Raw genomic sequence first — 20217 nt, 5'->3', positions numbered from 1 at the left:
GCACCGGTGCCGAGTACCGGCTCGGCACCGCGTAGGCGGTCCTGCCAGTAGCGCAGCGAGGCCGCGCCGGCTGGGCTGGCAATGAACTCGCTCTCCCACTGCACGAACGCATCGAACGGCGGCGCCGCCATGTCGTCCAGAGGGGTGCTGACTGGCGGCGCCCCTTGGGCGATACGTGCATATTCGGCGCAGAGGGTGCGCATGAACACATCGACCGAGCCGCCGTCGAAAGCGAGATGATGGACCACCACCAGTAGCACCGCGGTGCCATCGGGTTGCGGATACAGATCGGCCCGCAACAGCGGGCCCTGCTCCAACACGAAGGGCTCTCGCAGGCGCGCCGACATTTCCGCCAGTCGCGTGGCAGCATCCGTACAGGGCCGTGCATGCCGTGTCAGCCGCAGCGCCGTTGGCGCGAGCGGCTGCCAGCGTGGGCGACCATCACCCTCGATGATGGCTGCTGCCAACAGCGGGTGATGCCGCAGCACCGCCTGCAGCGCCCGCTCGAGCGCCGCTTCGTCCAGCGGACCATGCAGGCGCAGGCACAGCGGGATGTTGTAGGCAAAGGACGCCGGATCGGCACATTGCAGCATCCACAGGCCTTGTTGCCCTTCCGAGAGCGGATGCGTGGCCGGCTGCTCCAGCAGGCGTTGGCGTAGCTCCGCACGCGTGATCTCGCCGCGTTGGAACGCACTCAGTAAGGCGCGAACGCTCATGATGCTGCTCCCTCGCCAATACGCTGTTCCAGGGCGTCGACACTGAGCTCGCCCGCCTCGAATGCATCCAGCAACGCATCGATCTCATCGGCGAGCGTCGCCACCGCGCCTGCGACCGGCGGCAGTGCCACCTGGATATCGTCGGCCGCGCCGGCAAGGTGGGCGACCAGACTGGCGACGCTGCGGTGGTCGAACAGCTCGCGACCCGAGACCGCGATGCCGTAGCGGTGACGGATGTCGCGCATCAGGCGCATGCTCACCAGCGAGTCCACGCCCAGTTCCTGCAGGTCAATCTCCGCGGACAATTCGCCCGGCTTGAGCATCAGCGTGCGCTCGAGGAATTCCACGATGAAAGCAGACAGCCCCTCCGTCGCGGGCATGCGCTGGGTCGCTGCGAGCGGCGGCGGCGGCGGGGCCGCCTGCAGTCGTGCCTGGCGCGCCTGGACGACCGCATCGCCGAGCCAATAGCGTTCGCGCGCGAACGGATAGGTCGGCAGCGGAACACGGCCGGTCCCGGCAGCGAACAACGGTGCGAAGTCCGGCGTCGCCCCATGCAGGAACAACTCGGCCAGGCGTGCGAGCTGGGTAGGCCGGTCCTGCGCCTGGGCGCAGGCGTCGACGCACTGCTGCGCCTGTCGGTGCAGCGCCGCGCGAGCGGAGCTGTCCGCACGTGCGGTCGACTGCGCCGATGCAGTGGCCAGCGCAGCCCCCAACGCCTGCACCACCTCCTCGATCGTGCCTGCCACGCAACACCAGCGGTGGTCGAAATGGTGCCGCCCTTGCAGCAAGGTATGGCTGAGATGCAGCGGCGATAGCGCAGGATGCGTGATCAGATGGTCATGCAGGCGCTGTTGCGCGCTCCGTAGCTGGTCGGTCGTGCGCGCGGACAGCGCCATCAGCCAACACCGCCCCGTGACCGGCGCCCATGCCATCGACGGCGTCGCGGGAGCTTCCTCGATCACCAGATGCGCATTCGTCCCACTGAGACCGAAGGCGCTGAGCACCGCCCGCCGCGGCCCATGCGCCGGCGCCGGCCAGTCCCGCAAGCGGGTGTTGACGAAGAAGGGGCTGTTGGCGAAATCGATGTGCGGGTTCGCCGTTTGGTAGTGCAGCGTCGGCGGCAGTTGCCGATGGCGCAGCGACAGCAGGATCTTGAACAGCCCGGCCAGACCCGCCGCCTCCGCGGCATGGCCGAGGTTGCTCTTGACCGAGCCGATGGCGCAGTACCCCACGCGGTCGGTCTGCCGGCGGAACGCCCGCGTCAGCGCCTGCACCTCGATCGGGTCGCCGAGCACGGTGCCGGTGCCGTGCGCTTCGGCCATCTGCACATTGGCGACATCGATGCCGAAGCGCGCGTACACCTGCGATGCCAGCTGCTCCTGCGCCGACGCGCTTGGCGCGGTCAGTCCGTTGCTGGTGCCATCCTGGTTGATCGCGCTGCCAGCGATGACACCGACGATATGGTCGCCGTCGGCCAATGCCGCCGACAGCCGTTTCAGCACGACGATGCCGACGCCGTCTGCGGGAACGAACCCATTGGCACGGGCGTCGAAGGTGAAACAGCGACCCTGCGGCGACAGCATGCCGGCACGGCTGCCGAGGACGTGGAAGCCCGCTGTGCATTGCACATGGACCCCACCGGCGATCGCCAGCGCGATCTCGCCCATCCACAGTGCCTGGCAGGCCAGGTGGATCGCCACCAGGCCGCTCGAGCAGGCGGTATCGACCGTCATCGCCGGACCGTGCAGGTCCAGATGATAGGCAATGCGCGAAGACAGCAGCGCCGTCGAGCTGCCGTGCATGGCAGCGACCGGGAGCTCGCCATCCACCAGCTGGGTATAGTCCTCGCCACTGCAGCCGATGTAGACGCCGCAGTCCTTGCCGGACACCGCGCGCCCGGCATAGCCCGCGTTCTCCAACGCCTTCCACGCCTCCTCCAGGCAGAGGCGTTGCTGCGGATCCATCTGCAATGCATCGGCACGCGAGATGCGGAAGAACAAGGGATCGAATGCCGCGACGTCGGCGATATAGCCCGCATGCCGGCACTGGGTGTCGTCGTCCTGCTGCCAGTCGGGCTCGGGCCAACGGGTGGCCGGCTCGACCAGATCCCGTCCGGCGGCCAGGTGCTGCCAGAGGGCATCGGCATCCTCGGACTGCGGGAAACGGCCACTCATGCCGATGATGGCGATCGGTTCGCGCACGCCGGAATCGCCCTGGCTGCTGGGCGCTGGCCGGGCCGCAGTCAGGGTGGCGGGCTGCGCATCGCGTGCAGGCAACGCAGCATCCGGATAGACCGCACGAATATGCGCGGTCAGTCGTTCGACACTGGGGTGGTCGAACAGACACGGTCCGGGCAGGGCAATCCCCAGGTCGTGGTTGATGGCACGCACCAGTTTCAGACCGAGGATCGAATCCAGGCCGTATTCGGCAAACGGCGCCTGTTCGTCGAGCAGCTGCCGATCCATCGCCAGCGTGCGACACACTGCGTTGGCCACACGGTCGCGCACCGCCTCGTCTGCATCCTGGCCAGGCAGTGGTTGGTCGTGGCCACTGGCGTCTGCCGATGGCGGCAGCTGCACGCGGCGGATCTGCTCGCCATCGAGCACTAAGTGCGCCTGCAGGTTCAAGCCCTCGATCGCCAGCGGTGCACGCGTGCGCAGGAAGCCGAGTTGATCGAACGGGCCGGCGCGCAGGATATCCAATGCAGCACCGCCCGATGCTGCGTCGATGAACGCGATGCCGATGTCATGCAACTCCTCGCTGCGATGCGGATCGTCAATGGTCCAATAGCCCCAGTTCATGACCCTGGCCTTGATGCCTCGTAACGACAAAGCGCGTGCAAACGCGTCCTGCCAGGCGCAGGCGGCGGCGTAATGCGCCTGCGCACGGTTGCCGAGGTAGACGACCAGCGAAGACAGAAAGATCAGACCCTCGCGCGCGTCGCCGCCGAAGGTCTCGGCCACTGCCACTGCCGGGCCGACCTTGGCAGCGAACGCCTCGTGCAGGGCGACAGGCGACAGCGACGTCAGTGGGACCAGGGAAAAGTCGGTGGTGGCCACCAGCACCGCATCGATGCGCCGATGGCGCGCCAGCACCTCCGCACGCACGCGGCGCAGTGCCTGCGGATCGCTCGCGTCGGCCTGGTAGTAGCTCAGGCGTGGATCGCTTGCGAACTGGGCCAAGGCCTCCTGCACCTCGGCCGCCGGCCGCCGGCCGATCCACACGAGCGCCGCCGCCCGCTGCAAGAGATGAGCGCTGAGATGCCGGCCGACATGACCGGCGCCGCCTACCAGCAGATGGACGCCGCCATCGGGCAATACCGAGGCGCGCCGAGCGTTCACCCGCAGCGGGGTCAATTGCTGGCATAGCCAACGGTCCTGGCGGAAGGCGTACACGCTGGCACGGCCACGGTGGGCACGCACCGCCAGCAGCGCCTCCAGGTCCGGCCCGTGGGCGGGCGCACGATCCACCACCGCCAGCGCACCGTGACGGTATTCCTTGGCTGCCGACCGCAGGCAGGCGACCACGGCGGCCTGTGCCGGGTCCGGGCACTCGCCATCCGCCGCGGGGTGCGACTGGTGCGTCACCGCCACCAGATCGATGGGCCTGCCAGGACCGCTCACCGCTGCCAAGGTTTGCAGCAGTTCCACGCATTGCACGGCCGCGACGGTGGCCTCTTGCAGCAAACCTGATGGTGACGGCTGCGGTGGCTGCGGAGCGAACCAGATCACCCGCGTCACCGCGCGTTCGACGAGCTGCTGCCGCAACGCGGCCGCGCCGCTCCAGGGGATGGGCGTCATACCGCTGACGGCGGCGTCGGAGTGCGGCAACGGCGCTTGGGCCGCGCCGATGACCAGCACCGAGGTTGCGATAGGCACTGCCGCGGGTGCAGCGATCGGCACCCAATCGGGAACCAGCAGCAGGTCTTCGCTGGCAGTCGCCTGCACGTCTGCGCCGCCCAGTGCTGGCGTGGTGCGCGCCGGGTCGTCTGCACGCTGCGGCTGCGGCGTCGCAGCGACCGGCCAATAGGACTCCTGAGCAAACGGATACGTCGGCAGGCGCACGCGCGCAGGCGTACCGTCGTACAGGCTGCTCCAATCGGTCTCCGCGCCACGCGTCCAGGCCGCCAGCACCGGTGCGTAGGGCCCGGTCTGCCATCCTTCGGCCTGCGCTGGTGCACTGGCCATCCGCTTGCCGACAGCGACAGCGCCACGATCCTGCGGATCCTGCAAATACTGCTGCAAGCAGTCGATCGCTTCGGTCAGCGAGCGTGCCGCGAATGCGAGCCGGTACTCCATCGCCTCGCGGCCCAGCTGCAAGGTGGCGGCAATCGCCGGCAGATCTGCATCGCTGAACGCTCCTTGCGCGAGAGCGGCTTGCAGCGCGCGTGCGTAGTCGGCCAGCCGATCGGGCCGGCGTGCCGACATGACGATCAGCGCGGGCCAGCCGGTGTGCTGACGTAGCGCGACGGTGGGCGTCGCCGTGGAGGGGGCTTCCTGCACGACCAGGAAGGCATTGGCGCCACCGGCGCCGAACGATGACACGGTGGCGATTCGCGGCACCACGGCACCATCGGCCCGCAGTGGCCTGGTCCAGGGTGCCACCTGGTGCTGCAGCACGAATGGGGTATCGGCTAACGCCAGGTTGGGATTGGGATCGGCGCAATGCAGCGTCGGCACAAGTTCGCCATGCTTGAACTGCAACAGCACCTTGGTCAGCCCGGCGATGCCGGCCGCGGCTTCCAGATGACCGATATTCGATTTCACCGACCCCAGCGCACAGGCCCTGGGCGCGCGTGCGCCAGCCGCGAACGCCTGTGCCAGGCCCTCCACTTCGATGGGATCGCCCATTTCCGTGCCGGTGCCATGCGCTTCGACGTAGCTGATGTCGGCGGCATCCAGGCCGCAGCGCGCCAGCGTGCGCTGGATCAGATCGCGCTGCGCACGCGGGTTGGGCACGGTATAGCCGTGCGTACGCCCGCCGTGATTGATCCCCGAGCCCAGGATCACTCCGTGGATGGTGTCGCCATCGCGCTGGGCGGCCGACAACGGCTTGAGCAGGACCGCGCCGACGCCTTCGCCGGGAACAAAGCCGCTGGCATGGGCACCGAAGCTGCGGCAACGCCCATCGGTGGACAGCATGCGCTGGGAACACAGGCCCACGTAGGTGGAAGGGTGGAGATACAGATTCACCCCGCCGGCCAGCGCCAACGCACATTCATCGCGCCGCAGATGCTCGCAGGCCTCGTGGATGGCGGTCAGCGAGGCCGAACACATGGTGTCGATGGGAAAGCTCGGGCCATTCAAATCCAGCAGATACGACACCCGATTGGCCACCGAGCCGAAGCTGGTATACGGCATCGCCGTGCTGCCTTGCGCCGCCAGATCCCGGCCATGCAACTCGAACCCGGTCTTGGTAATGCCAACGAACACACCAACGCGCCCGCCATATCGGCTGGCCAGGGTCTGGCGCGTATGGTGACCGTCCTCCAGTGCCTGCCAGCACGCCTGCAGGAACAGGCGCTCCTGTGGATCCATGTCCATCGCCTCGGCAGGCGCGATCGAGAAGAACAGCGGATCGAAATCGGCGAAGCCCTCCAGGAATCCTCCCCAGCGGCTGTAGCTCTTCCTGTGGGCGATCGCCTGCTGTGGATCCTCGCAAAAGAAACCGTCCAGCGACCAACGCTGCGATGGGATCTCGTCGATGCAATCGCGCCCGGCACGCAGGTTCTGCCAGAAGGCCTCCAACGTACGAGCGTGCGGATACTGACCGGCCAGGCCGATGATCGCGATGGGCTCACACGGATCGCGCGGCGCCGCTGCCGCGCTCTGCTCAATGGCGGGGCTGCGCATCGGGACGGCGGCAGCGACGGTGGCGGCCTGACCGGTCCAACGCACACAGGCATCGGCATGCCGGGTGGCCAGCTCATCGGCAATCGCCTGCAGCGTCGTGAATTGATAGAACAGCGTCTTCGATAGCCCAGGGAAGGTGGTGCCCAGGCGTTGGTTGAGCTGGGCAATCATGATCGAGTCGATGCTGAAGGTCTCCAGCGGTACGCTGCCATCGATCCGCGCAGGATCGATCCTGGAAACCTCAGCGAACACCGCGATCAACCGCTGCAATGTCAACCGGGACAGCTCAGAGGCATCGCTGGCCGGTGGCGTCACTGGCCGGTCGCCTGCACGCTCTGCCACCTGCGCGAACAGTGCGGCCATCTCGACACCCGCGCCGGCCAGCACGCTGACCGACGACTCCCCGCTGTGCCAGGCACGCGATAGCGCCTCGATGCCGGCAGCGGTCTCCAGCGGAACGAGCCCGGCCTGGACCAGTTCTGCCTCTGCGTGCGCCGAAAGCCGCATGCCGCCATCGCGCCAGTAGGGCCAATCGATGCATAGCGTCCTGCCGCAGCACTGTCCCTGCGCGGCGCGCGCATTGCGGGTCACGGCAAATGACCTCATGAACGCATTGGCGGTGGCGTAGTCGCACTGTCCTGCGCTTCCCACCGCGCCGCTGACCGAACCAAAGCAGATCAGGAAATCCAACGGCGCACTGCCAAGGCAGGCGTCCAGGTGCTCCAGCCCCAGCACCTTGGGCGCGAGCACGCGTTGCAACGTGGCCCGCTGCTTGCGAGCGATATAGCCGTCGTCCAGTACCCCGGCGGTGTGGATGATTCCATCGACCCCACCGTAGCGTTCGCGCATGTGCTGCAGCACGGCCTGCACGGCAGCGCGATCCGTGACATCGGCACGGCGGTAGTCGACCTGCAAGGTCGCAGTCCGCAGAGCCGACAGCTCGGTGGCGAGTTCCGACGCTTGCGCGCTGCGGCCGACCACGACCAGGACGCCACTGGATAGCGTTGCAGCCATTTCCCGCGCAAGCCCGATGCCCAGCCGCCCCCCACCGGTGATCAGATAGCGACCACCATCGCGCCAAGGCGTTGGCATTGGCGGTTGCTGCGGCTGTCGCGGCAGCGGCACGAAGCGTCTGCGTAATGCTGCTGCCGAGGTTTCGCGTCGTTCGCGCACACGATCGGGCACCGCGCTCCGCAGCCGGGCAATCGCGTCGGGCGCGGCATCGCATGGCATCTGGATCAGCTGCACTTCGAGCCTGTCGTACTCGCGCTTGGCGCTGTACAGCAGCGCGACGAGTGCGGCACAGACGGCGCCATCGGCGTCGTCCGGCACCACCACCTGCACCATGGCCGGAGCGGCAGCCGCGGCATCCTTTAGCAGCTCCAGCAGCGCTGCCGCATGCTCCATGAAGCGATGGCCGAGACTGTCGGCGGTACGCGGCAGCGTCCGTACGACCAGACCGGGCGTGGGCTGCGTCACCGGCCATTGCACGGCCGATGGAAAGTCGCATAGCACCAAGTAGCGGAGGTGATCCCAGGGGAGCGGCGATGGCGCCGCCGGCTCCCAGCGTTCGGCAAACAGGATCACGCCGTCCGGCACCGGCTGAGCTGCGGTGGTCGCCGCCGCCGCTTGCGTCGCCGGTGCATCCAGCCAGAAATGTTTTCCGTTGAAGGGATAGACCGGGGCATTGAGCCGGCGCGGCGGCGTGCTGCCATAGAGCGAACGCCAGTCGAACACGAACCCATTGACCCACAACGAGGCCAGCATGTCGTGATGACCTTGCTGCGCCCAGCGCGCCAATGCGGCGGTCAATTCTGCGGCGGCTGTGTCGTCGGTGTGCGGCGCGACGGTGGCGACATGACCGCAGCGCACGCCGACTGCAGCGGTCGGCGCTTGCAGGTACTGCCGCAGGCGCGCCTGCAACTGCGCCGCATCGTCCGCGCTGATGGCCAGTCGATACGGCATGGGCTTGCGGCCCACTTGTAACGTATAGGCCAGCTGGCACAAGGCCAGGTCCGGATGCCGTGCGACGAAGGCCAGCAGTTGTTCTGCCAGGACGCGCAGGCAGGTCGGATCGTGCGCGGACAGCGGGAACAGCCAGGGGCCGGCCTTCGCAGAGGACGACTGCGGCCGAGCCACGCAGGCTTCCAGGATCGCGTGTGCGTTGCTGCCCCCTACACCCATCGCGCTGACGGCCGCACGGTAGGGCATCGGTCCCTGCCAACGTCGCACGGCGTCCACGACGAAGAACGGCGACTGCTCGAGCTTCAACGCCGGATTGGGCGAGACGAAATGCAGCGAGGCAGGGATCGCGCCGCGCGACAGGCTCAGCGCCACCTTGATGCAGCCGGCCAGTCCCGCTGCGGTGTCCAGATGACCGATGTTGGTCTTGACCGAGCCGATGCCGCAGGCCTGCCGCGCAGCGGTGCCGTAAGCTTGGCTCAGGGCGGCCAATTCAATCGGGTCGCCAAGCGGCGTGCCGGTGCCATGCGCTTCGACATAGCCGATCGTGGCGGGATCGATCCCGCTGGCGGCGAGTGCGCCCTGCACCACCGCACGTTGGCCGACAACGCTGGGAGCATAGAAGCCTGCGCTGTGGCCACCGTCGTTGTTGGTTGCCGTGGCGCGTAGGATGGCATAGATGGGATCGCCATCCGCGATGGCCGCGTGTGCGCGCTTGAGCAGCAGGACCGCGACGCCTTCCCCACCGACCGCGCCGTCGGCCGCGGCATCGAACGCACGCAAGTGGCCGTCGCTGGAAAAATTCATGCCGTCCTGGTGCACGTAGCCGCTGCCTTCGAAGCTGGCGACACGGGCCGCTGCGACCAGCGCATAGGGCCATTCGCCCTCAAGCAGGCGCCGATGCGCCAGATCCAAGGCGCTCAACGACGATGAGCAGTTGGAATGGACGAACAGGCTAGGCCCCACCAGGCCGAGCTTGTTGGAGATCACTGCCGGCAAGGTGCCGTTCTGCGCCATGATCCAGCCTACGTACTGCTCGATGCTCTGCGCCGACGCCGAGGCCGAGGCCAACTGACGTGCGTGGTAGGCGCTGGTACTGGCGGTGGCGTAGACCGCGCACCGCGCGACATCCTCCACGTTGTAGCCGGCATCCTCGATCGCGCGCCAGGCATGCATCAACAACAGACGCAGCTGCGGATCCATCAGCTGCGCGTCGCGTTCGGAGATGTTGAAGAACGCCGCATCAAACAGCGCACGGTCCTGCAATTCCGAACGCACCGGCACGTATCTGGGGTCGGCCAGCACGTGCGCGGGAATACCGAGCTGGCGCAGTTCCTCCTCGGGAATGCGCTCGATGCTTTCCTTGCCGGCCAGCAGGTTGCTCCAGAATTCCTCGGCATTGCGCGCGCCCGGGAATGCACAGGATATTCCGATGATGGCGACGCTATCGGCGTAGTAGGCAGGCATCTTGTCCGCCGCGTCTGCGGGCTCGGTCGCGCCGGCTGCGGTGACCGGGGCGATGGCCGCGGGCAGCAGCGCATGCGCGGCAGGCGCGGCAGCTAGCGCCTGGAGGTGAGCGGCCAGCTTGGCGATCGAGCCAAACTCGAAGATCGCGGTGACGTCGAAGCCAGGCTGCAACTCAGCGGCGATCCGTTCGGCAACCACGACCGCCATCAGCGAGGTCCCGCCTTGTGCGAAGAAGCCCTCCTCGATGTCCAGATCCTGCCGACCCAGGGCTTGCTGCCAGATCGCCAACAGGTGTTGGCCGATATCGCCACCGGAGGAAACCTGCCGGGGCGCTGCACCGGAGGCCGGCCAGCCGGCGATCTGCTGGCGATCGATCTTGCCGTTGGCAGTCAGCGGCAGCGCGGGCACGGCGATGTAGTCAACGGGAACCATATGCTCAGGTAACTGCGCACGCAAATGGCGCACCAACGCATCGCGATCGGGGAGCGTCCCGGTTGCGGCCACATAGGCGGCGACCAGCTGCGGCTCGCCCAGTTGGCGCAGCACGCAGGCGCATGCGTCCACGTCAGGATGCTTGGCCAATGCGGCTTCGATCTCGCCCAGCTCGATGCGAAAGCCGCGCAGTTTGATCTGGGTATCGCGCCGTCCCAGGTACTGCAGGCTACCGTCGGCCCGCCAGCGTGCGCGATCGCCTGTCTGGTAGAGAATGCGACCGACGGCAAATGGGTCGGCAATGAAGCGCTGTGCGGTCAGCGCAGGTCGGTTCCAGTAGCCACGCGCGACGCCGTCGCCACCGATGTATAGATCGCCCTCGACACCGACTGGTACCAGCTGCATGGCGTCGTCGAGGACGTAGGTGCAGGTATTGGCGATCGGCGTGCCGATCGTGGTGGGGCCCCCCACGGTCAGCGGTGCGGTGGTCGACCAGATGGTCGTCTCGGTCGGCCCATACATGTTCCATGCCGAACCCGCCTGGGCCAACTGATCGCGCAGGGCGTCGGGAAGCGCTTCGCCACCGCAGAGGATGCGCATCGTCCCATCGGCGCGCCAACCCGCACGATGCAGCATCTGCCAGGTCGCCGGCGTGGCCTGCATGATGCTCGGCCGCAGCTCCTGCACGAGCTGCATCAATCGCCGCGCATCGCGTGACTGCGGCAGCGAACTGAGGTGGGTGCAAGCGCCGCGAACCAGCGGCAGCAGCAGTTCGAGGCCAGCGATGTCGAAGCTGTACGGTGTGACCGCCAGCAGCCGATCACCCTCGCCGATGGCGAACTGCTCGGCCATCGCGCCCAGCAGGTTGAGCAGCCCGCGATCGGTGATCACGCAGCCCTTCGGCTGACCGGTGCTCCCAGAGGTATAGATAATGTAGGCGATGCTGTCGGCCGACCGCGGTGGCGCATCCGCCAGCGGTGCGGCTTCCTGCGGTGGCACCGATTGGTCGATATCCAACAGACAATCGGCAGCGATCAGCGGCGCGACGCGCGAGGCACTGGCGTGATCGGTCACGATACAGCAGGGTGCGCTGTCGCGCACCATGTGGCCGAGCCGTTGCTGCGGATAGGCTGGATCGAGTGGGACATAGGCGGCGCCGGACTTCAGGACCGCCAGCACTGCCACTACCAGGTCGACCGAGCGCTCGACGCACAGACCGACACGCTGCCCGGCAGACGCGCCTTTCCGGCGCAACCGCGCGGCCATGCCGTCGCTCTGTTCGTCCAGTTGCGCATACGTCAGCGCGCGCGTGGCGCAGCGCACCGCCAGGGCCTGCGGTCTGCGGCGCGCCTGCCGTGCGACCAGCTCGGGGAGGGAGCCGGTCTCCAGGCCGGTGCCGGCGATTCGACGCGCCGTGGACAGTAACTGGTTGCGTGCGACACCATCGAAAATGGCAAGCCGGCTTGCGCGCATGCCGGGATCGGCAACGATCGCCGCCAGCAGGCAGCGGAGATGATCGCTCCAACGCGCGATGGTCGTGCCGTCGAACAGGTCGGTGGCGTATTCGTATTCGCATGCCAGCCCATCTGCGGTTTCGGTGATGTACAACGACAGGTCGTACTTGGCATAGCTCCATGGACTGTCGATGCGCGACCACACGTCCGTCGGCGCTGTGCTGGCGGTCGGCTGGTTCTGCAAGGAAAACAGCACCTGCACCAGTGGCTGCCTGGCCAGATCGCGCGGCGGCCGCAGCTGATCGACCAGTTGTTCGAAGGGCAGAGCCTGATGTTCGTAAGCATCCAGCGTCATCGCACGCGCGCGCGCCAGAACGGTGGCAAATGTCGGATCCTCGCTCAGGTCGATGCGCAGGACCACGGTGTTCAACAGCGGGCCGATCATGTCGATCAACTCCGATTCCATGCGCGTGGCGATCGGTGAACCGATCAAAATGTCGCGGCAGCCGCTGAGCCGGTGCAACAGCACATTGAAGGCCGCCAGCAGCGTCATGTAGAGGGTGACCCCATGGGCGGCACTCAGCGCAGCCAATGCGCGGTGCAGCTCGGCCGGGATATTGAAGCGATGAAGCGCGCCGCGGTAGCTCTGCACCGGTGGACGCGGGCGGTCGGCCGGCAGCTCGAAGACCATCGGCGCATCGGCAAGGCACGCTTGCCAATAGCGCCGGTGCTGCTCCAGTGCCGACTCGTCCCAGCGATCGCGCTGCCAGACGCTGTAATCGGCGTATTGCATGCGCGGCGGCGGCGGCACGGGGAGTCGGCCGTCGGCATAGGACGTGTAAAGCCTCTGCAACTCCTCTACCAGCAGCGTGATCGACCAGCCATCGGCGGCGATGTGGTGCGTCGTCAGACACAGCAGCCACTGCTGATCGGCGCACTGCATCAATAGCCCGCGCAACAGCAGGTCGCGCCCCAAATCGAAGCGGCGCTCGATCAGCGCCTGCTGAAGACGGAGACTGGTCCTGGCGCAATCCGATGACGACAGTGCGCTAAGATCGTGCACTTCCAGCGCGACTGTCTGCGCCGGCTGGACGACGCAATGCGGCCCCTGCGCATCGCAGACGAAGGTGGTGCGCAGGATCTCGTGCCGCCGCACGATCTCCGATAGCGCCTGCTGCATCGCCGATACATCGACCTCGCCCTGATGACGCAAGGTGATGGGCATGGCATAGGCACTGCCGGCCGCACCCAAGCGATCCAGCATCCACAGGCTTTGCTGGATGCTGGACAACGGCAGGCGCGTACCATGCGCGACCGGGATCGGTGCGGCACTGGCCGGACACGCCACCTGCAGCTCGTCGATCACCCGCGCCAAGTCCCGCAAATTGCTGGCCGTAAAGACGTCGCGCACACTGACAGCCACCGCCATGGTTTCGCGGATCCGTCCGACCGCCCGCGCGGCCAGCAGGGAATGTCCGCCCAAGGCGAAAAAATTGTCGTCCACACCCGGCGACTGGCAGCCCAGCACCTCGATCCAGATGGCCGCCAGCTGACGTTCCGTCGGCGTGTGCGGTGCTGCCGACGTCTGCGGAACGCTGCAGGCGTCCACGGCAGGCAGGGCTGATTGATCGATCTTGCCGCTGGCTGTGAGCGGGAATTGCGCCAGCACGATCACGCTCGCAGGCACCAGGTAAGCCGGCAAATGGACGCGCAAGTCGGCGAGTATCGACTCCGGCGTCACGGCACCGGGATGGGCGGGTACCACGTAGGCAATGAGACGTCGGCGATCGAGTTCTCCTTGCGCAAGTACCAACGCTTGACCGACGCCAGCGAGCTGCAGCAAGGCGGATTCGACGTCGCCGGGTTCGATGCGGTAGCCCCGCACCTTCACCTGGCGATCCAGCCGTCCGAGGAACTCCACCGTGCCGTCCGGGCGCCGCCGGCCCCGATCGCCGCTACGGTACATGCGCGTCCCCGGCGGACCGAACGGATCGGCGATGAAGCGTTCGGCAGTGAGCGCGGCACGGCCATGATATCCCCGCCCCACGCCGGTCCCACCGATGTGGATCTCGCCGGCAATCCCGGCAGGCACCGGCTGCAGTGCAGGGTCGAGTACGTACAGGCGCACATGCGGCAAGGGCTTGCCGATCGGAGGATTACGCAACTCGTCCGGGTCGCAGATGTGGAGGGTTGCGCAGACGGTGGCCTCGGTCGGGCCATAGGCGTTGATAAAACGGACCGGCGTGGGCCAGGAGCGGACAATGGCCGCCGCGCACGCCTCGCCGGCGACCACTAGGGTGTGCAACGTCGGCGCTCCGCCGGCCTGCACCAGACCGGGTATCGCGCTCGGCGGCAGCGTCACGTGAGTGATCGCCCGTGCACGCAGCAGTTGGGCCAGTCCGTCGCCCGCCAGGATGTCCGTCGGCGCAGGCAGGCACAGGCACGCACCGCGACACAGGGTCGTGAATACTTCCGAGACCGAGGCGTCGAAACCCAGACTCGCAAATTGCAAGAGCCGGCTCGCCGGGGTGATGGCGAAGCGCTCGATCTGGGCCAGGACCAGCTGGTGAAGTCCCCGATGTTCGAGCAGCACACCTTTAGGCCTCCCGGTCGATCCGGAGGTGTAGATCACATAAGCCAGATCGCCACCGGCAGGCGAGGGCCCTATGGCGTGCGTGCGGTCGAACGCCGCGTCCATGGTCGCGGTGGCGATGCTCTCGAAGGCGATGGCGCCGGCCGGCAGGTCGGACAGTACGGCCGCATCCGCAAGGACCAAGCGGGGGCATGCGTCCTGCAGGGTTGCCCGCCGCCGTGCGGTGGGTGCGTCGGCATTGATCGGCAGATACGCCGCGCCGGCCTTGAGGATGGCGAGCATCGCCAGGAAGGTGTCGATCTGCTGATTGCTGACCACCGCCACGCAATCGCCACGGGCGATGCCTTGGCGATTCAACCAACGCGCCCAGCGATCGGACTGGGCGCTGAGCTCGGCGTAACTCAGGCACTGCGTTGCCGACTCGATCGCAGGCGCATGCGGCGCGCGCACAACCTGGGCGTCGAAAAGATCCAACACACTGCAATCGTCCGCTGTCCTGCCTTCGGATGCGTGAGCAGGTGCCGCAGCGAACAGCCGCAGGTGCGATACCGGTCGTTCGGGCTGTTCCATCGCCGACACCAGCATGCTGCCGTACCACTGCGCCAGGTCCGCAATCGTGGTCGCATCGAATAGGTCGGTGGCGTACTCGATCTCGCCCGTCAGGGTCTCCCTGGACTGGATGAGGTTCAATGTCAGGTCGTACTTGGCGCTACTGCTCGGCAGCGCGAGCGGCGTGATCCGCGCCTGCCCCAGCCGCAGCTCGCTGGGCGGGGTGTTCTGTAGCGCGAAGATCACCTGCACGATCGGCTGACGCGACAGGTTGCGGTCGGGCTTCAGTGCAGCGACAACCTGCTCGAATGGCGCGTCCTGGTGCGCGAAGGCTGCCAGCGCGGTCTCCTTGACCTGCGCCAGGATGTCGCCAAAGCAGGCCTGCGCATCGATGTGTGCCCGCAACGCCAAGGTGTTGATGAACAGGCCGACGATCTGCTCCGTCTCCTGCGATGTGCGCCCGGCGGTCGGCGTCCCCACGACGATGTCCGAGCCGCCGCTCCAACGCGATAGCAGGACCTGAAACGCTGCGAGCAAGGCCATGAATGGCGTGACGCCCTGTTCGTGGGCGAACTCGGGAAGACGGCGCACGGCCAGCGGCGGTAGCGTGAAACGATGCAGGGCACCGCGGAAGCTTGCAACCGCAGGTCGCGGCCGGTCGGTGGGTAGGGCCAGCAGGTCCGGCGCGTCGGCCAGCTGTCGTGTCCAGTAATCCAGCTGCTGGGCAAGACGCGTGCCGGTCAGCCAGCGGCGCTGCCATAGCGCGTAATCGGCGTATTGCAGCGCCTGGGTCGGCAGCGGCGGCGTGCCAGGCTGCGTGTGCACTCGGTACAGCGCGCTGAGGTCGCGAAAGATCACTGCATGCGACCAGCCATCGGCGGCGAGATGGTGAGCAGCCAGGATCAGCACCCACACATCGTCTTCGACCCACAGCAGGCAGGCGCGAAACAACGGGCCGCGCTGCAGATCGGTGGTATGCCGCGCTTCGGCGTCCAGTAATTCAGCCACGCGTGCCTGCGCCTGCAATGGGGCCAGATCGCGCAGATCCTGGATGGCCAACGGATCTGCCGGTGCAGGGTCGATTACTTGTTGTGGCTCTGCGCCGACCACGACCAGGCGGGTCCGCAACATTTCATGCCGTCGCACCAGATCGGCCACTGCGGCCCGCAGAGCGCTCACCTGCACCTGTCCGTGCAGGCGGAAGGCCAACGGTACGTGGTAGGCCGCCCCCACCAGACCAAGTTGCTCGATGAACCACAGCCGCTCCTGCGGAAACGACAGGGGTATCGCTTCGCCTTGCCGACGCCGACCCAGCGCCGGTAACGCCTCCTCCGACGATTCCGCACGCAGGGTGTCCACCACCGTTTCGATTCCCGCGACCGTGGCATGCTCGAAGATCGCCCGCAGCGGCAGCGCGACCCCCAGTTGGCCACGCACCTGGGTGACGATCCGCATGGCCAGCAGCGAGTTGCCACCCAGCTCGAAGAAACTGTCGTGCAGCCCCACACGATCCAGCCGCAGCACCTCGGCGAAGATCGCGGCCAGGGTCTGCTGCAGCGGCGTGTGGGGTTCGGTGTAGTCAGCCAGATCGATCCGTTGATCCGGCGCAGGCAAACGCGCCTTGTCCACCTTGCCGTTGACGGTCAACGGCAGCGCTGGCAGCAGCAGAGTCGCCGATGGCAGCATATGCGCCGGCAACATCTCACGCAGATGCGCACGCAATTCGCGCAGCAAGGCGTGTTGCCAAACACCGACGAGCGGATCGTTGGCGTACTGGGCGAGCGCCCCCGCGGGCGGCATCGTGTCGGTGGCCGGAGCCGCAAGCACGCGCTCGACGAGGCGACTGCGATCACTGAATTCTGCAGACAGCTGCCCGCTCGCGTTCTCGGACCAGCTCAGTGCAACCTCATAGCCCAGGCGTTCACCCAGCTGCCAGACCTCCTCCGGCTGCACTGCCGGGGACGTCGCGCGCGCGACGTGTGCACGCAGCTCACCGACGGTGCAGCTCGGGCTGCACCTGCGCAGCTGCGCGAGCGTGGCCAGTTCCACCGCCAACCGGGCATTGGGAAGCGCCGGCACATGCAAACGCGTAGGTCGCTCCTGAACAAGATAGTCGGCGAGCGCGACCAGCGGGGCATCGTCCTGCGGGTGCCATTGGATGGCGTCGGCTGCAACGGTGGCCACATCTCCCACGTCCAGCCACACGTCGTAGCGGTACTGATTCAGCTCGTTATGGGCGTCGCCACGCTTGAGCAGCACGTGCACGCCAGTGATCGTCGGCACCCATTGCCGCAGACTCTGGAAGAACGCCGGCGCCACCAGCAGCTCCTTTTCCTGCCGTATGCTGCGGTCGATGGCAGCTTGCAGCTGCGCAACCGACATCGCATCGTCTGCGCGCGCCACCTGCACCGATGCATGGAACAGCTCCAGCAACGCGTAGTTACGGACATCACCAACAAAGATGCGCCCTCCCGGCGTCACATGCGCGGCCGCCTGCCGCAGCACCTCCAGCAGGTAGTCAATGCTTGGGAAGTACTGAATCACCGAATTCAGCACGACCGTATCGAAGTCCTTGGGCAGTTCCGAAAATTCGATTGCCGCCTGCTGACGCACGCTCACGTGCTGCAGGTGCTCGTGGGCAAGCAGCCATTGCCGCACGTGCGAGACTGCAACCGACGAAAGGTCTGTCGCGACGTAGGACGTGCAGTGCGGCGCCACCTGCTCGAGCACCAGGCCAAGTCCGCAGCCGATCTCCAGTAGTCGTCGCGGGCGCCGAGCCAAGAGTCTGTTCGCCGTCGCCTGCAGCCATTGCTGCATGTCCGCTTCGCCAATCGGCAGGCCGGTATAGCTGCTCAGCCAGCCGGTGAAGTCCGGGCCACGTTTGGCGTCTGCCGGGCGATACGTCTCCTGATACAAGGCCTGCCATTGCGCCACGGTATCGTCCGCACGTGCCGCCAGCTCGTTCGTTGCGGGGTTGGAGGCGACAACGTAGGCCACGAGTGCGCTGCGTTGTGCATCATCTTGGCGCAACATGACGACCGCTTGCCGCACCGCGGGATGACGCAGTAGCGCCGCCTCGATCTCGCCCAGCTCGATCCGGAAGCCGCGCAGCTTGACCTGTTGATCGACCCTGCCCAGATACTCGATGTCGCCCTCGGCGGTGCGCCTGGCCAGGTCGCCACTGCGATAGAGTCGTTCGCCAGTCGCGAATGGGTTGGCGATGAAGCGACATGCGGTCAGCGCGCTGCGATTGAGATAGCCCCATGCGAGCCCGCGGCCGGACACGTAGAGTTCGCCTGGGCAGCCATCCTCGACCGGCTGCAGGCGCTCATCGAGCACGTGAATTGACAGGTGCGACAGAGCCTGGCCCAACAGGCTCGCTTGCCGCTGGTGGGTGTCCTCTGCAAGCACGCGTCGCAGGCTGACATGCACCGTGGTTTCGGTGATGCCATACATGTTCACCAGTTCCGGAGCCGTATCGCCGTGCCGCTCGACCCAGTGCTGGAGCTCGCCGAACCGTAGCGCTTCTCCGCCGAAGATGACCAGCCGCAACCGCAGTGCGAGCCGCTGTGCCTCGTCGACCGCCATGAACTGGGAGAACGCCGAAGGCGTCTGATTGAGGACGGTGACGCGTTCGCGACTCACCAGCTCATAGAAGGCTTCGGTATCGCGATTGACCGTGCCAGGAACGATGACCAGACGACCGCCATACAGCAGCGCACCCCACATCTCCCAAACAGAAAAGTCGAAAGCGTAGGAATGGAACAACGTCCACACGTCCTGGGGGCCGAAGCGAAAGCGCGCCTGCGATGCGTCGAACAGCGCCACGACATTGGATTGCGGAACCAGAACGCCCTTCGGTTGGCCAGTCGAGCCAGAGGTATAGATGACGTAGGCCAACCCATCGTTCGGCATCAGGACCCGTGGGCCCGTCGCGCTCGGTGCGGCTGGCAACCGGACAGCAGCGTCCAGGCGAACCACGCGATGTGCGGCGAGCGCACCCGCCTCGCCCAGATCCGCGTCGGTCAACACCATGCGGGCGCCACTGTCTTCGAGCATGAAGGCAACGCGGGCAGCAGGTGTGGCTGGGTCGATCGGCAGATAAGCGGCACCTGCGCGCAATAGACCTAGCACGCTGGCAATCAGCAACGGCGAGCGCTCCAGACACAGGGCGACAATGCAGCCAGGCTCCACACCCAGGCTCTGGAAGTGCACTGCAAGCTGCCCGGCACGTGCGTGCAGCTCGCGATAGGTCAGCGTGTCCTGACCGTAGCTCAGTGCGATGGCCTCCGGCGCACGTTGGACCTGCGCCGCGAATCGGTCCAGCAACGTAGCCGCCGACCCATCGCCATCGATGCCGCCGGGCACCGGCCCGTCGGACAGCCAGGCAGTCGCGTCCAGATGATTGGTCACGCGTGCATCTCGCGAAAGCGCGTCACCCAATGTTTGGAGATCTCATCGGACTGACGCTGATGGCGGGTCTGGGTGACCACATCGCAGTGCTGCGCCAGCCCCAGGTAGCCCAACACCGAGCGCAAGGTGGATGGATAGTCTGCCGCCAGATCCTCATAATCGATGGTCAGCGGCTGGATCCTGTAGCGGCTGAAGAACGCGCGCCATGCGTCATCGCCGCTTTGCAGCCAATCCGCAAGCCGCCGAATCGTACTGGCGTCAAAGTCGTCTGCATGGACCGGCCTGACTGGCTCGTTCACACCTTCCACGCGAACGAATTCGCTGGTCTTGATGGCCTTGAACAATGAGACCGCCTGTTCCACCCGATCACAACGGCGCAGCCAGATATAGGACAAACGCGGAAAGGCACGGCTGAACAATGCTGCCGGCGAGGAGAGCCGATCGTCAAAGTACGCTTGCAGCAACTCCACGGCATTATGGAAGTCTGAAAACGGTCGTTGGTAATGAATCTTGACGCCAAACACGCCATTGTCGGTCGTGCCAGCTTCGAGGATATGCCGAAGCGTCTTTGCTGCAGGATGTGCCTCTCGATGGGCCTGCAGCAGGCTTCGATAGCGCGCCGGTTCCATGTCGAAGATCTGCGCTTGCGGCAAGCGCACCGGAGGCGCGAAGTATTCCTCAGGCCGGCCGGCGATAGTGGTCTGGCGTAGTCCGCTTGCCAGCATCGTGCTGCCGCTGCGCATCGTCGTACAAATGATGTAGGACCGGCTGTTCTGCAT

General features: G+C 66.6%; 3 protein-coding genes (1 of these 3 running past the window's edge). All 3 read right to left on the bottom strand.

Going from position 1 to position 20217, the window contains the following annotated elements; translation table 11 throughout:
- Tightly spaced (each overlapping or abutting the next), the 3 genes in view from CKY51_RS12810 to CKY51_RS12800 form a layout consistent with a single transcriptional unit that may run on beyond the window.
- Window positions 1-716, bottom strand: partial view of a non-ribosomal peptide synthetase gene (locus CKY51_RS12810; RefSeq protein ID WP_152249324.1) — the start only. It extends 15325 nt beyond the left edge of the window; the window shows 716 of its 16041 coding nt (coding positions 1-716); it begins with the start codon at window positions 714-716; its stop codon lies off the left edge, out of view.
- Window positions 713-19438: a non-ribosomal peptide synthetase gene (locus CKY51_RS12805; protein WP_170292322.1), complete on the bottom strand. Its 18726-nt coding sequence runs from the start codon at window positions 19436-19438 to the stop codon at window positions 713-715. The genes CKY51_RS12810 and CKY51_RS12805 overlap by 4 nt, the downstream gene beginning before the upstream one ends.
- The gene (locus CKY51_RS12800; protein WP_152249322.1) at window positions 19435-20217 is read right to left on the bottom strand and encodes a Stf0 family sulfotransferase; all 783 of its coding nucleotides are present in this window, start codon (window positions 20215-20217) and stop codon (window positions 19435-19437) included. Before CKY51_RS12800 ends, CKY51_RS12805 begins: the two co-directional genes overlap by 4 nt.

Origin of the sequence: Xanthomonas maliensis (genome assembly GCF_009192945.1) — a bacterium.
GTDB lineage: Bacteria > Pseudomonadota > Gammaproteobacteria > Xanthomonadales > Xanthomonadaceae > Xanthomonas > Xanthomonas maliensis.
The sequence above is the reverse complement of the archived record's forward strand: the minus strand, read 5'-3'. Positions and strand labels throughout refer to the sequence as shown.

What these genes read in the sequence shown, in the direction of transcription:
- CKY51_RS12800 (WP_152249322.1), bottom strand. Translation starts at nt 20,217, where the DNA reads ATGCAGAACAGCCGGTCCTACATCATTTGTACGACGATGCGCAGCGGC.